The organism is Sphingomonas aliaeris (assembly GCF_016743815.1).
Lineage (GTDB): Bacteria > Pseudomonadota > Alphaproteobacteria > Sphingomonadales > Sphingomonadaceae > Sphingomonas > Sphingomonas aliaeris.
In genome coordinates this window covers 1,483,700-1,497,193 of record NZ_CP061035.1, presented here as the reverse complement: position 1 = coordinate 1,497,193, position 13,494 = coordinate 1,483,700, and the positions used below count along the sequence as shown (strand labels likewise).

General features: G+C 63.1%; 13 protein-coding genes and 1 pseudogene. 10 read left to right on the top strand and 4 right to left on the bottom strand.

Translation table 11 applies throughout. The annotated features are described in order from the left end of the window. Positions 1–21: 21 nt before the first annotated feature. From metK to H5J25_RS07020, 3 genes are all read left to right on the top strand, one after another. Positions 22–1,239: a methionine adenosyltransferase gene (metK, locus tag H5J25_RS07030; RefSeq protein ID WP_202095320.1), complete on the top strand. Its 1,218-nt coding sequence runs from the start codon at positions 22–24 to the stop codon at positions 1,237–1,239. 10 nt (positions 1,240–1,249) lie between these two features. Further along, the gene (gene trmB, locus H5J25_RS07025; protein WP_202095319.1) at positions 1,250–1,936 is read left to right on the top strand and encodes a tRNA (guanosine(46)-N7)-methyltransferase TrmB; all 687 of its coding nucleotides are present in this window, start codon (positions 1,250–1,252) and stop codon (positions 1,934–1,936) included. A 231-nt stretch (positions 1,937–2,167) separates the two neighbouring features. Next, positions 2,168–2,740: a PEPxxWA-CTERM sorting domain-containing protein gene (locus tag H5J25_RS07020; protein ID WP_202095318.1), complete on the top strand. Its 573-nt coding sequence runs from the start codon at positions 2,168–2,170 to the stop codon at positions 2,738–2,740. 103 nt (positions 2,741–2,843) lie between these two features. Here H5J25_RS07020 and H5J25_RS20605 read toward each other — a convergent pair whose 3' ends face one another. Further along, positions 2,844–3,500 (bottom strand): GNAT family N-acetyltransferase, encoded by a 657-nt coding sequence (locus H5J25_RS20605; RefSeq protein ID WP_225883408.1) that lies wholly within the window; start codon positions 3,498–3,500, stop codon positions 2,844–2,846. A gap of 56 nt (positions 3,501–3,556) precedes the next feature. Here H5J25_RS20605 and H5J25_RS20600 point away from each other — a divergent pair, with 56 nt between their 5' ends. Both H5J25_RS20600 and H5J25_RS07010 read left to right on the top strand, forming a co-directional pair. Continuing rightward, the gene (locus tag H5J25_RS20600; RefSeq protein WP_225883407.1) at positions 3,557–3,883 is read left to right on the top strand and encodes a hypothetical protein; all 327 of its coding nucleotides are present in this window, start codon (positions 3,557–3,559) and stop codon (positions 3,881–3,883) included. A gap of 143 nt (positions 3,884–4,026) precedes the next feature. Further along, complete coding sequence (locus H5J25_RS07010; RefSeq protein WP_202095317.1) at positions 4,027–4,488, top strand: DUF2721 domain-containing protein; 462 nt, start codon at positions 4,027–4,029, stop codon at positions 4,486–4,488. On the opposite strand, the gene H5J25_RS07005 is transcribed toward H5J25_RS07010, so the two are convergent. Continuing rightward, entirely contained in the window at positions 4,485–6,059 is a 1,575-nt protein-coding gene (locus H5J25_RS07005) for an amidase (protein WP_404829588.1), read from the bottom strand. The two genes, H5J25_RS07010 and H5J25_RS07005, sit on opposite strands and share 4 nt — an antisense overlap. 200 nt (positions 6,060–6,259) lie before the next feature. On the opposite strand from H5J25_RS07005, the gene H5J25_RS07000 reads away from it, so the two are divergent. Then, positions 6,260–6,577 (top strand): hypothetical protein, encoded by a 318-nt coding sequence (locus tag H5J25_RS07000; protein WP_202095315.1) that lies wholly within the window; start codon positions 6,260–6,262, stop codon positions 6,575–6,577. A 474-nt stretch (positions 6,578–7,051) separates the two neighbouring features. Here the strand turns inward: H5J25_RS07000 and H5J25_RS06995 are convergent, their stop codons facing one another. Further along, on the bottom strand, positions 7,052–7,447 hold the full coding sequence (locus H5J25_RS06995) for a hypothetical protein (RefSeq protein ID WP_225883406.1): 396 nt from the start codon (positions 7,445–7,447) through the stop codon (positions 7,052–7,054). A 285-nt stretch (positions 7,448–7,732) separates the two neighbouring features. On the opposite strand from H5J25_RS06995, the gene H5J25_RS06990 reads away from it, so the two are divergent. Both H5J25_RS06990 and H5J25_RS06985 read left to right on the top strand, forming a co-directional pair. After that, complete coding sequence (locus tag H5J25_RS06990; protein WP_202096086.1) at positions 7,733–9,001, top strand: MFS transporter; 1,269 nt, start codon at positions 7,733–7,735, stop codon at positions 8,999–9,001. Positions 9,002–9,053: 52 nt separating this feature from the next. Further along, positions 9,054–9,461, top strand: a complete 408-nt coding sequence (locus tag H5J25_RS06985) for a PRC-barrel domain-containing protein (protein ID WP_202095313.1) — start codon at positions 9,054–9,056, stop codon at positions 9,459–9,461. A 24-nt stretch (positions 9,462–9,485) separates the two neighbouring features. Here the strand turns inward: H5J25_RS06985 and uvrB are convergent. Further along, a pseudogene (gene uvrB / locus H5J25_RS06980) lies at positions 9,486–11,674 on the bottom strand (excinuclease ABC subunit UvrB). A 253-nt stretch (positions 11,675–11,927) separates the two neighbouring features. Here uvrB and H5J25_RS06975 point away from each other — a divergent pair. Together H5J25_RS06975 and H5J25_RS06970 are read left to right on the top strand one after the other, a co-directional pair. Beyond that, positions 11,928–12,746, top strand: coding sequence for a ferredoxin--NADP reductase (locus H5J25_RS06975; protein ID WP_202095312.1), 819 nt, complete (start codon positions 11,928–11,930; stop codon positions 12,744–12,746). A gap of 84 nt (positions 12,747–12,830) precedes the next feature. Next, complete coding sequence (locus tag H5J25_RS06970; RefSeq protein WP_202095311.1) at positions 12,831–13,373, top strand: DUF3617 domain-containing protein; 543 nt, start codon at positions 12,831–12,833, stop codon at positions 13,371–13,373. The last annotated feature ends 121 nt before the right edge of the window (positions 13,374–13,494 follow it).

Sequence of the window (13,494 nt, the reverse complement as noted above, 5' to 3'; positions counted from 1 at the left end):
CGTCCAGCCAAGGGTTATCAGATGCGCGCTTCGTTTCTCTTTACCTCCGAATCGGTTTCCGAGGGTCATCCGGACAAGGTCGCGGACCAGATCAGCGACACGATCGTCGATCTGTTTCTGGCCAAGGACCCGCAGGCGCGCATCGCCTGCGAAACGCTGACGACCACCCAACTCGTCGTGCTGGCCGGCGAAATCCGCGGCAAGGGCATTTACGAGAATGGCGAATGGGCACCGGGCGTGCTCGAAGAGATCGAAGCTGCCGTCCGCAACACCGTGAAGGAAATCGGTTACGAACAAACCGGCTTCCACTGGAACAGCTTCCGTTTCGAAAACAATCTGCACGGCCAGTCCGCGGAAATCGCGATGGGCGTGGACGAAGGTGCCAACAAGGATGAAGGCGCAGGCGATCAGGGTATCATGTTCGGCTACGCGACTGACGAAACGCCGGGCCTGATGCCGGCCACCCTGTATTACAGCCACAAGATCCTCGAGCGGATGGCGGCCGATCGCCATTCGGGTGCGGCACCGTTCCTGGAACCGGACGCAAAGAGCCAGGTCACGCTGGAATATAAGGACGAGAAGCCGGTTCGCGCGACCGCGCTGGTCGTCTCTACGCAGCACAAGCCGGGCTATTGCCTGCAAGGCGACAACGCCAATCCGGAACTGTATCAGGAACTGCACGCCTATGTGACGAAGGTCCTGACCGAGACGCTCCCGGACGGCTTCGTGACCGAAGAGACCAAGACGTACATCAACCCGACCGGCGCATTCGAGATCGGCGGGCCGGACGGTGATGCGGGCGTCACGGGTCGCAAGATCATCGTCGACACGTACGGCGGGGCAGCTCCGCACGGCGGCGGCGCGTTTTCGGGCAAGGATCCGACGAAGGTCGATCGCTCGGCCGCCTATGTCGCGCGATATCTCGCGAAGAACGTCGTCGCGGCGGGGCTCGCCAAGCGTGTGACGATCCAGCTTTCCTACGCGATCGGCATTGCCGAGCCGCTGTCCGTCTATGTCGATACGCACGGCACCGGCACGGTCGCCGAAGCGAAGCTGGAGGAAGTGCTGCCGCAGCTCGTTCGCCTGACCCCGAAGGGTATCCGCGAACACCTGAAGCTCAACCAGCCGATCTACAAGCGCACCGCAGCCTATGGCCATTTCGGGCGCGATCCCGAGGGTGAAGGCTTCACCTGGGAAAAGACCGATCTGGTCGATGCGCTGAAGGCCGCAGTCGCCTGAAGGCTTCGCTTTGAACGATCCGACGACGATCCGGCGGCTTTACGGTCGCCGACAGGGACATAAGCTTCGCCTCGGCCAGTCCGCACTGGTCGAGGAGTTGCTGCCGCGGATCAGCGTGCCTGAAACGGGCGCGCTCGATCCGCATACGCTGTTCGGCGACGATCGCCCGTTGCAGGTGGAAATCGGTTTCGGCGCCGGCGAGCATCTCGCCGGACAAGCGAGCGCGAACCCCGATACCGGTTTCATCGGGTGCGAACCGTTCCTGAACGGCGTCGTCGGTGCGTTGGGGCACGTCCGTGATGGCGACCTGACCAACGTCCGCATTCATATGGGCGATGCGCTCGAAGTCGTCGAACGGCTTCCCGACGCCAGTCTCGACCGGCTGTACCTTCTGCATCCGGATCCCTGGCGGAAAGCACGGCATGCCAAGCGGCGGATGATCAATCACGGCCCGCTGGATCTGATCGCATCCAAGCTGAAGACCGGCGGGATGTTCCGCCTCGGTACGGACGATCCGACCTATTGCCGCTGGTCGATGATGATCATGAACGCGCGTCGAGACTTCGTCTGGCAGGCACGCAACCCGCAGGACTTCTTGAACCGGCCGGACGACTGGCCCGAGACGAGATACGAGCGCAAGGCGCGCCGACAAGGTCGCGAAGTCTGGTACTTTGAGTACGTTAAAGCAGAATCCTAATAGTTTCGGGATATCATCAGCCGACACCGCCGTCGAAACATTGTCGAAATACTGTAACGCACAACAAACTTATCGCGACGGCACAAGAATGTGTCGCTGCTGCTTACATACATATTAGCGTAAATTTAATTTTGTCTGAAAACTGCGAGTGGCACGGTTTGTGCAACTCTCGTTGCGAGTATCTGTGACCAACTTGGGAATAGTCCCAGACAATGAAGAGAGAGCTCCGCCATGAGTTTCATGTCCAAGATCACGACCACACTCGCAGTTGCAGCATTTTCGGCAGCCGCAATTCCGGCCAGCGCTGCAGTTGTCTACAGCGTCACCGGCGACACCAGCGGCGGCCCCGTCTACAACCGTCCTATCGCGGATACCCCGCCCACGCAGATATCGGGCACGGGTACCAGCGTTGCGTACAACACGTTCCTGTTCTCGCCGATTGCCACCGGCAGCTACACGTTCCTGCTGACCAGCACGAACACAGCCTACGATCCGTTCCTAGTTCTCTACGCTTCGCCGTTCAACCCGGCCTTGCCGCTGACCAATGTGATCGCCGCTAACGACGACCTCCAAGGCAGCCTTGCTTTGTCGGGCTTCACGCAGACGCTGCTGGCCGGCACGGTGTACACCGCGGTCATCACCGGCTTCAACAACTTCGATTTCGGCACGTACCAGCTGACGATTTCGAACGCGGCAGCCGTTCCGGAGCCGGCAACCTGGGGCATGATGCTCGCAGGCTTCGGCATGGTCGGCTTCGGCATGCGCCGTCGCGCAAAGCCTTCGGTACGCGTTACCTACGCCTGAACCAATGGCTTAAAACCAAATTTGGCCTCCGCCTCGAAAGAGGCGGAGACCATTTTTGTTTGGCCGGTCCTTGCTGATAGAAACAAGATACCGCCACTGACGGTCAGTGCGTGACTTTCTGCGTCTGTCCGCTCCGTTCCCAGATACGACGGAGCGTCCGGCCAAGCATCGCCGGTACGCGCGGCCGGATGAGCAGCCAGTCGCGGATCGCCTGGCCACGTTCGGCGCCGATCGTCTGCTTATAGCCGCTATCCCCCGCACCCCAGTCGACGCGATGGATACCGTCGGTGCGGGCCCGGACCAGATTCCGGTGATAGAGGAGCTTGCCCGGCGACGATTTCGCAAAGGCCGGATCGAAGCTGTTGGCGATCGCGTACTTCAGGCCCGGCACGTTGATATCGAACGAGAATGCCGCCGCCTTGCCACCGACGCGCAGGACAGCGGCCCATAGCATCCCGGCAAGAACGGGGTCGGTCGCGACGCTTCGCCAGAACGCGCCGTGTCCGGTCGCGGTAAATTTGGCGTCGGCTCCATTGGTTCGCGCCGCTATCCAGCTGGACGCCTCCACCGCCGCCATCGCATCGAACGCGGCGGAATCGATCGTCTGCCCCGTCAGGAACTGCCAGTCGAGCGTACCGTGTTCCGCCAACGTCTTTTCGTGGTACCGGTTCTTGCGCAACGTCGATGTGCGCGGCTGCCCGCCTTTGCCGGGGCCATCCATGTCGAGCACATAGGTGTCGGCGATGAACCGATCCAGCACGGCCCACCCCCTGCCCGCGCGGCCTGGATCAATCTCATGGCCGACGGATCATCGTCATGGATTGGCCCGATCCGGAGAACGTTGACGTCGCCGCACAGCCGTTCGAGCAACGCATCATACGCGCCGGCCCCCGCATCGATGTCCGCCGGAAAGCTGCGGAACGGCCAATAGCTTCCGGGCACGGCCGCACACCGGGCGAGGGCCGGCCCGAACCGCACCATCGGCAGCGTGATCACGGGTTCGCCACCCGCCTCCACGACGATCGTGCGAGCGCGACCGCCATAGGCAGACAGCGCAGCGGCGTACCACTGATAGCGGAGGAAGCGATGGGTGGGCGCGCTGCGCTCGGCGACGTGATCGATCAGACCCGACAGCCCTTCTAACGTCACGGCGCGCACCACCGGCGACAGCGTCTGAAACTGGGAAGGCATGATCGGCGCATTCATAACGACTTGCGGTAATCGCTATGGGTTACCAACCGGTTCGCGCTTGACCATGCGGTCGGCACCCCGCCACAACCACACCTATGTTCTCCATCCCCGCCGTCACCACCATCGCGCAGACGATTCAGCTTTCGCTCAGCCCCGTTTTCATGCTGGCCGGTATCGGCGCGCTGCTGAACGTGCTGGCGGGTCGCTTGTCCCGCGTCGTAGATCGGGCGCGGGCGGTAGAGCAACTCCATCCGCGCTCGACCGGGCCGGAGCACGACCGTCACGTGTGGGAATTGCGGCTGTTGAACAAGCGCATTTCGGTCATCAACGCCTCGCTGGTGCTGGCGGTGTCCAGCGCGGTGATGACCTGCCTCGTCGTCGCGTTGCTGTTCGTATCCGAACTGATCAAGCTGCATATCGGGACGATCGTGGCCCTGTCCTTCATCCTGGCGATGATGCTGCTGATCGCTTCGCTGGCGTCGTTCCTGCTGGAAGTCCGCATGTCGCTGAACGCAATCCGCATCCGGCCGGAATTGCTGGAACGTGATCAAGCCTAGCGACGTCCGTCCAGCCCCTGCCCTGCATCGGCGACCGGCAGATATCGCGGCGGAACGCGCGATTTGCTCGCCTGTTCGTACGCATAGCCGGCGTTCAGCACGCGCTGATCGTCGAACGCCGTGGCGATGAACGACAGCCCGACGGGCAATCCCTTCGCCAGCCCCATCGGCACGGTGAGATGGGGATAGCCGGCCACCGCAGGCATCTCGCTAGCACTGGGGCCGGTCGATCGATCTCCGGACACGGTATCGCTCAGCCACGGCAGGCCATAGGTCGGCGCGACGAGGCTCGCTGCATTCGCGGTCTTCAACATCGCGTCGATCCCCTCTGGTCCGGACAGGCGCAGCGACTTAGCCCGCAGGCCGAGATACTCGGCATCGGCCAGCCCTCGGGTCTCGGCCGCCATCTGGAAGATCTCCTGCCCGAAAAACGACATCTCGCTTCCCGCATTGGCGGCATTGTAGGCGATGACCTGATCCAGCGACCGCGTCTTCACGCTTGCCGGGGTCGTCGCAAGATACGCATCGAGATCGGCCTTCAACTCGGTCTTCAGAACGTCGAACTCGGCATCCCCGAGCCCGTCGGCCTTCGGCGCCCCGACGTCGATCAGGATGGCGCCCGCTTTCTTCAGATCGGCGAGCGCCGCGTCGTACACCGGCTTCATCGCCGCCGGCATGTCCGGGCGAAGTACCGCGACACGAACGCCACGAAGCGCGTTGGTCGACAGAGTCCTGGTGTAATCATGCGCATATCGCCCGGCGCCGGCGGTGGAAGGGTCGGCCGGATCCGCCCCTATCATCGCCGAGAACAGCAGCGCGACGTCGCGAACGTTGCGCGCCATCGGTCCCGGCGTATCCTGGCTATGGCTGATCGGAACGACATGCGTGCGGCTGACCAGCCCGATCGTCGGTTTCAGCCCGACCAGCCCGTTCATGGCCGACGGACAAACGACCGAGCCATCGGTCTCCGTTCCCAGCGCAGCGGCGGCGAAACTGGCGGCAATCGCTGCGCCGGATCCGCTGGACGATCCGCACGCCGTGCGGTCCAGCGCATAGGGGTTGCGCACCAAGCCACCGACGGCGCTCCACCCGCTGATCGAGGCGGTGGATCGGATGTTGGCCCATTCGCTGAGATTGGTCTTGCCAAGGATCACCGCGCCAGCCGCGCGCAGGCCCGCGACGACGGGCGCATCGCGGTGCGTGATATTGTCCTTCAGGGCGAGACTGCCCGCAGTGGTCGCGACTGGATCCAGCGTTTCGATATTGTCCTTGATCAGGATCGGAACGCCGTCCAGCGGCCCCAGAGACTTGCGCGCGCGGCGCCGGGCATCGCTGGCCTTTGCCTGTGCCAGCGCATCGGGATTGATCGCGATGATCGAGCGAAGCGTCGGCCCCGTGCGATCCATCGCAGCGATGCGGCCGAGATAGGCGCGCGTGATCGCCTCGCTGCTCGAAGTCTTCCCCATCATCGTCTGCAGGTCGGTGATCGACCGTTCCTCGACCGACACCTGTGCCTGCGCCGGAGCGGCACCAATGGCAGTCGTAAGCAACAGGATGGGGGCGATGCGCATATGTCGGCCTTGCATTCGTCGGCGGAACGGAACCGTCCGCCGGATGCGCCAGAGTGAAACAGGCAGAAGGGGTCGGCAAGAACGAATATCCGGCAAACCGCGCTACGGAAGATGATCGACCGTCGCGATCATCCCGTCGACCGGAACCGACAAAAAACATGGTTACGCATCGTTAACGATATTTCCCGTAAGTCGGTCACATGGCGAAAACCGACGATCAGATGCTGGTTGAAATCGCCCGTGCCGAGCAGGCGCGGATGAAGGCGGCCCTGTCGAAGCTGCAGCCGGGCGGCGCCATGCGTGTCGAACGCGAACAATTCCTGATGCTGGCCAATCTGATCGATCGCCTGGCGACTCGTACCGCCTGTGCGGGGGAAGGATGTTTCCACGAGCCGATCGACGGCATCCGCTGGTGGGTCCCCCTTCCCGAATTCGAACGCGCCCGCGCGGCCGTGGACGATGCAAGACTGGGAACCGGCGATCGTGAGCAATTGGCCGTCGCTCGGGGCCTTTACTGACCGGCGCCTTAGTGACCGGCGCGATCATCGGACTGAATCGGGAACACCATCGCCAGGCCCAGAAATGAAAAGAGGCTGCCGGGGTCTCTCGACGCCCCGGCAACCTCCTGACATGGTCAGCGGCCGGAAGCTCCAGCTTGGAGGACCATGCGAACAGCTAAGCTCCGATAGGCGGGGGCGTTGGCTGGGGGAGAATACCCCCGTCCCGCTATCGATGGGTTTCCCCGTAGAGCTTAAGCGTGCGTCCCCCGAACGAACTGAACCGACCCCTTTGCTGAACCATGAGACATCGGATCACCTCCTTTCGCATTGTTAAAACGGCGTACCCTGCGTTGGGTACGATGCGAATGTGAGTCATTCGGCCGCGCGATACAAGTCTTGTATTTCGGCAGCATTTCCGCGACATTCTTGCCCCTGCCGGAGTCGCCGCAGACACGCCGACCGGCTTCGATCGCCGCAGCCCTTCGACGAAATTTACCGGCGACAATCCTCGACCACGCGACCGATTTCCGCCCAACTCGGCAGGACGAGAGTGGTCGCGCCCGCCTGTTGCACGACGAACCGTCCGCGGCTGAACGCGATCGCATCCAGAACGGTATCGCGAGGCGTCACCACCGCCGCCACATAGGACGACGTCCCGCCCGTCGGTTGGGCCGCCAGCGATCGTAGCAGCGTCGACGTCCGCACTTGCAGCGGGGCGTTCGCGGCGCCGGCGCGGGACAGATAGATCGCGCCGGCCTGCCGATCGCACCGAATCGTGAACTGCGCATCGGCGCCCGGCACACCGAACAGCGCGATCGAACCACGTGCATCCTGCCGATACACCCAGTCGCCCGGCGTATAGGGCCAGTCGCGCCAGTCGTCGGCCAAAGGCTTCGGCTGCGGCAGGGAAACGGCTGGCGGAGGAGCCGGGGGTTGCACCGGCCGCGCGGGTTTTGGTGCAGATACACAGCCACTTAACCCCGCCAGGACGGCAAGCGATACTGTCATGAAGGGGACGGTGGAAGCAGAAGCCAGGGTAAAACGCATCCTCATCCTATGCGCGAAGCGACCGGCCCGCTCAACCGCGTAGCGACGATTCCGCTTCACATGCAGGCCGAGGTGCGCGACGAACGCGGCCAAGGGGGCTGTCGTCGCCGCCCCGGGGGATTTGCGATGGACACGAAACGGCTGAAATCGATCGTCGGCGGATCCGCCGGCAACCTGGTCGAATGGTACGACTGGTATGCCTATTCGTCCTTGTCCCTCGTGTTCGCCGCGACATTCTTCCCCAACGGCGACCTGACGGCGCAATTGCTCGGCACGGCTGCCGTCTTCGCCGTCGGCTTCCTGATGCGGCCGATCGGCGCCTACGTCATGGGGCGCTATGCCGACACGCACGGCCGCAAGGCCGGCCTCGCTCTGTCCGTAGGGCTGATGTTCGCGGGATCGATGATGATCGCGGTGGTGCCGGGCTACGCCACGATCGGCATCGCCGCGCCCGCCATCCTGCTGCTCGCCCGCATGTTGCAGGGTCTGTCGGTCGGCGGCGAATATGGCGCGAGCGCGACCTATCTTTCGGAAATGGCCACCCGGAAAAATCGCGGTTTCTGGTCGAGCTTCCAGTACGTCACGCTGATCGGCGGGCAATTGTGCGCCTTGGCCGTCACGCTGACGCTCCAGGCGGTGTTGAGCAAGCAGGACATGGCGTCCTGGGGCTGGCGTATCGCATTCGTCATCGGCGCGGTCTTGGCGCTGGTCGTGTACATCATGCGGCGCAACCTGTCGGAAACGGCATCGTTCAAGAATATGGCGAAGGATCGGCCCAAGTCGGGTTTCCTGGCGCTGTGGAAAGCGCATCCACGCGAATTCATGCTGGTCGTCGCGATCAGTGCGGGCGGCGGCCTCGCCTTCTACGCCTACACGACGTACCTCCAGAAATTTCTCGTCAATACCAGCGGTTTTCCGGTGCAGACCGCGACCCAAATCATGACCGCTGCCTTGGTCGTGTTCATGCTCAGCCAGCCCTTGTTCGGCCACCTCGCCGACCGTTTCGGGCGAAAGCCGATGCTGCTGACGTTCGGTATTGGGGGAATGATCGTGTCCGTCCCCGTGTTCAGCCTGCTCGCGGTCGAAACGAGCGCAATCACCGCGTTCTTCACCATCATGCTGCCGTTGATGCTGCTCGGCTGCTACACGTCGATCAGCGCGCTGGTGAAGGCGGAACTGTTCCCGGCCCATATCCGCGCTCTCGGGGTCGCCTTCCCTTATGCGATCGGCAACGCCGCGTTCGGCGGGACCGCGGAATATGCGGCCTTGTGGTTCAAGAAGGCGGGGATCGAGGCCGGGTTCTACTGGTACGTCACCGGCTTCCTCGGCATCGCGACGATCGCGTTCCTGCTGCTGCCGGAAACCAAGCATACGAGCAGAATCGAGGAAGACTAGGAACCTCGTGGCGGGCCGGCTGTTTCGATCCCGACACAAAGGAACCCAGATCATGTCCAGCCCCGCAGAACCGACCCAGCTCCTCATCCAGTCCAACAAGGCGGACACGATGCCGGTGCGGAGCCGCGACGGCGACAAGCTGGGCTATGTCTATGCGTTCATGGTCAACAAGCGCACCGGCCAAGCGATGTATGCCGTGCTGACGATCGGCGGCTTTCTGGGCATGGGGAAAGCCTATTATCCCCTGCCCTTCGCGCTGTTGCAATTCGACGCGACCGCCGACGCCTATGTCGTCACGATCGACCGCCGCGTGCTCGAAGGCGGCCCGAGCTGGGCCGCGAACGCCCCGGTCTTCGACCAGGCCTATGCCGACCGCGTCGCGAGCTATTACGGCGTAGGCCGCGAAGACCTGTCGCTTGAAGCATTCGCGTCCGAAGCGCCGCGCCCGTCCGCTTACTGATCTGCCGACCGGATGCCGGCGGGTCTAGACCCGCCGGTTGCTCTTGAATTTCTGGCTCTTGCCGTAGCGCGTCTTGCGCGTGCCCGGCTTGCCCTCGTTGCTCCGCCCCATGATCGGCAGCTTCTGCTGATCGACCGGCAGGCCAAGCTCTTCCTGCTCCAGCGCGCGGATCTCGTCGCGCAATCGCCCGGCGGTCTCGAATTCCAGGTCGGCCGCGGCGGCGCGCATCTGCTTTTCGAGGTCCTCGATATAGACGCGCAGGTTGTGACCGACCATGTGCGGCCGGTCCTCGTCGATCTCGACCGTGACCTGATCGCGGCTGGCCACATCCTTGATGATGTCGCCGATGTTGCGCTTGATCGTCGTCGGAGTGATGCCGTGCGCCTCGTTATACGCACGCTGTTTCTCGCGACGACGCTCCGTCTCGTTCATCGCGCGTTCCATCGATCCCGTGATGCGGTCCGCATACAGGATCACGCGTCCGTCGACGTTGCGCGCCGCACGGCCAATCGTCTGGATCAGCGAGGTTTCGCTGCGCAGGAACCCCTCCTTGTCGGCATCGAGGATCGCGACCAGCCCGCATTCCGGGATGTCCAGCCCCTCGCGCAGCAGGTTGATGCCAATCAGCACGTCGTACACGCCCAGCCGCAAGTCGCGGATCAGCTCGATACGCTCCAGCGTTTCCACGTCGCTATGCATGTAGCGGACCTTGAGGCCCGCCTCGTGCATGAACTCGGTCAGATCCTCCGCCATCCGCTTGGTCAGCGTCGTGACGAGCGTGCGATACCCCGCCTCGGCCGTCTTGCGCGCTTCGACGATCAGGTCCTGCACCTGTTCCTCGACCGGCTTGATCTCGATCGGCGGATCGATCAGCCCGGTCGGGCGGATGACCTGTTCGGCGAACACGCCGCCGGTCTGCTCCATCTCCCACGTGCCGGGGGTCGCCGACACATAGGTCGTCTGCGGCCGCATCGCGTCCCATTCGTTGAAGCGCAACGGCCGGTTGTCGATCGCGCTGGGCAGGCGGAACCCGTATTCGGCCAGCGTCAGTTTGCGGCGATGATCCCCGCGCGACATGCCATTGATCTGGCCGATCGTCTGATGGCTTTCATCGACGAACAGCAACGCATTTTCGGGGAGATATTCGAACAGGGTCGGCGGCGGCTCGCCCGGCATGCGGCCGGTGAGGAAGCGGCTGTAATTCTCGATCCCCGCGCACGATCCGGTCGCGGCGATCATCTCCAGGTCGAAGTTCGTACGTTGCTCCAGCCGCTGCGCCTCCAGCAGCTTGCCCTCCGGCACCAGTTCCTTGAGGCGTTCGGCGAGCTCGAACTTGATCGCTTCCATCGCCTGCTTCAGCGTCGGTCCGGGCGTGACGTAGTGCGAGTTGGCGAACACGCGGACGAAATCCAGGCTGGCGACCTTCTTGCCGGTCAGCGGATCGAACTCCACGATCTCCTCGATATCGTCGCCAAAGAACGATACGCGCCACGCCGTATCCTCGTAATGCGACGGGAATATCTCGATATTGTCGCCCTTCACGCGGAAATTGCCGCGCTGGAACGCCGCGTCGTTGCGCTTGTACTGGAGCGCAACGAGCTTGCGGACGATCTCCCGCTGATCGACCACCTGACCTTTTTGAGGTCGAAGATCATCGCGGAATAGGTTTCGACCGATCCGATACCGTAGAGGCAGGATACGGATGCGACGATGATCACGTCGTCGCGTTCCAGCAGGGACCGGGTCGCGGAGTGGCGCATCCGGTCGATCGATTCGTTGGTCGAGGATTCCTTCTCGATATAGGTGTCGGACCGCGCGACGTACGCCTCGGGCTGGTAATAATCGTAATAGGATACGAAATATTCGACGGCATTGTCGGGGAAGAACGACTTCATCTCGCCATAAAGCTGCGCGGCGAGGATCTTGTTCGGCGCGAGGATCAGTGCCGGGCGCTGGACCGCCTCGATCACTTTCGCCATCGTGAACGTCTTGCCCGATCCGGTGACGCCGAGCAGCACCTGATCGCGTTCGCCCGCTTCGGTCTGCGCGACGAGTTCCGCGATCGCGGTCGGCTGATCGCCCGCCGGGGTGTAGTCGCTGACGATCTTGAACGGACGGCCGCCTTCCGACTTGCTCGGGCGGTTGGGGCGATGGGGTACGAAAGTCTGACCGGTTTCCGGTTCGTCGAGCGTGGTACGTATCTGAATGACCATCGCCCGAATATGGGGCTGGGGCCGGGATGAAGCAACGCCGGAACGCTGGGGATTTTAGGGTTATGAATCCGTGCCTTCGCAGGAACGCCTTGACCCCGGGGGCACACGCCCCAGTTGAGAATACATCGCAATAACGCGTCAGGTGCGGGTATGCCGTAACAGTCGGAACGATGGCCAACTATCTCGCACATGCAGCAAATCTTGCGCGGCCACGTCTTGCATCGACCGCGTCACATCGTGCAGGGACACCCCCATGAATATCCACGCCCGCCCGCCGGTCCTGATTCCGGATCTTAGTGCATTCTCCACCGCCAACGTGCTGTGGGTAAAACACTGGAACGAGCATCTGTTCAGCTTCGCGATCACGCGGCCGCCGAGCTTCCGTTTCCGTTCGGGCGAGTTCGTGATGCTCGGCCTGCCGACGGAAGGTGGCAAGCCGATCATGCGCGCCTATTCGATCGCCAGCCCGGATTATGCCGAGGAACTGGAATTCCTGTCGATCAAGGTGCCCGACGGCCCGCTGACCGAGCGGCTGCAGACGATCGTCACTGGCGATCAGGTGTATCTGGGCAAGAAGCCCGTTGGTACTTTGGTGTGCGACGCGTTGCTGCCGGGCAAGCGGTTGTTCTTCTTCTCGACAGGCACAGGACTGGCGCCGTTTCTCAGCCTGGCGCGCGATCCGGCGGTGTACGACATGTTCGAAGAGGTCGTGCTGGTGCATTGCGTGCGCCGCGTGAGCGACTTGGCCTATCATGACGAGCTTGCCGGGCAGCTTGCGGACGATCCGTTGGTGGCCGATCAGGCGCAGGAGCAATTCCACTACATCCCCACCGTCACGCGCGAGGACTTCCGCACGACGGGCCGGATCGGCGCGCTGATCGAGGATGGCCGGTTGTTCCTGCCGCCCGTCACGGGCGAGGCTGCGCTTAACCCGGAGACCGACCGGATCATGATGTGCGGCAGCATGGCGATGATCCGCGATCTCGGCGCCATGCTGGAGTCGCAGGGGTTCATCGAAGGATCGAACTCCAATCCGGGGCAGTACGTGATCGAGCGCGCCTTCGTCGACTGACGGAACGACGGTTCCAGCGCTTTGCGGGTTGCCAATTTTCGCGCGAGGATCGAAGGGTCGCCCATTCAACTGGGGATCAATCTTATGCGCACGTTCATCGCCCTGGCGGGCACCGCCCTGCTCGTCACCGCCTGCGGCACCGGAGACACCGGCCCGGTAAAGCGTCAGGCCGGCAGCTGGAGCCAGAAGATCGAGATTCTGGAATTCGCCGGACCGGGGATCAAGCCGGAGCAGAAGGCGCAGATGCAACAGATGATGAACATGATGGCCGGCGCATCGGTGTGCATCACGCCCGAGCTGGCGGCGCAGGAAGATCCGGAAAAGAACCTGACCGCGATGGGCGGCGCGCAGGATAATTGCAAAGTCGCCAACAAGGACTTTTCCGGCGGCAAGATCGCCTTCACCGCGAATTGCACCCAGCCGGGCAAGACGGTCAAGCTGACCGCCGATGGCAACACGACCGCCACCGAGCAGAACATCAAGATGACGGTGGAATCGACCGGCGCAGGAAACGACGGCGGCAAGCTGGTGATGAATGTGACCGCGAAGCGCGATGGCGACTGCAAGCCGGGCGAGTTCACCCCGCCCGTACCGAAGCCTGCGCCTTCGGCTACCGCCAAGTCGTGAGGCAATCCGGCGTCCTCCAGTTTGCTGGGGGACGCCCGGGTGCGACGATAGGCAGCTTCTACCACCCCCGGCCATCTTCCGAACGGGGGATCGGGCGCTGAACATAGCGTCCGGCCGCTAC

Excerpts from the sequence above, each read along its gene's own strand:
- H5J25_RS07010 (WP_202095317.1), top strand. The coding sequence starts at position 4,027 with ATGTTCTCCATCCCCGCCGTCACCACCATCGCGCAGACGATTCAGCTT.
- H5J25_RS07000 (WP_202095315.1), top strand. The coding sequence starts at position 6,260 with ATGGCGAAAACCGACGATCAGATGCTGGTTGAAATCGCCCGTGCCGAG.
- H5J25_RS07020 (WP_202095318.1), top strand. The coding sequence starts at position 2,168 with ATGAGTTTCATGTCCAAGATCACGACCACACTCGCAGTTGCAGCATTT.
- metK (WP_202095320.1), top strand. The coding sequence starts at position 22 with ATGCGCGCTTCGTTTCTCTTTACCTCCGAATCGGTTTCCGAGGGTCAT.
- H5J25_RS06975 (WP_202095312.1), top strand. The coding sequence starts at position 11,928 with ATGAATATCCACGCCCGCCCGCCGGTCCTGATTCCGGATCTTAGTGCA.
- H5J25_RS06985 (WP_202095313.1), top strand. The coding sequence starts at position 9,054 with ATGTCCAGCCCCGCAGAACCGACCCAGCTCCTCATCCAGTCCAACAAG.
- H5J25_RS06990 (WP_202096086.1), top strand. The coding sequence starts at position 7,733 with ATGGACACGAAACGGCTGAAATCGATCGTCGGCGGATCCGCCGGCAAC.
- H5J25_RS20600 (WP_225883407.1), top strand. The coding sequence starts at position 3,557 with ATGGATTGGCCCGATCCGGAGAACGTTGACGTCGCCGCACAGCCGTTC.
- H5J25_RS07005 (WP_404829588.1), bottom strand. The coding sequence starts at position 6,059 with ATGCGCATCGCCCCCATCCTGTTGCTTACGACTGCCATTGGTGCCGCT.
- H5J25_RS06970 (WP_202095311.1), top strand. The coding sequence starts at position 12,831 with ATGCGCACGTTCATCGCCCTGGCGGGCACCGCCCTGCTCGTCACCGCC.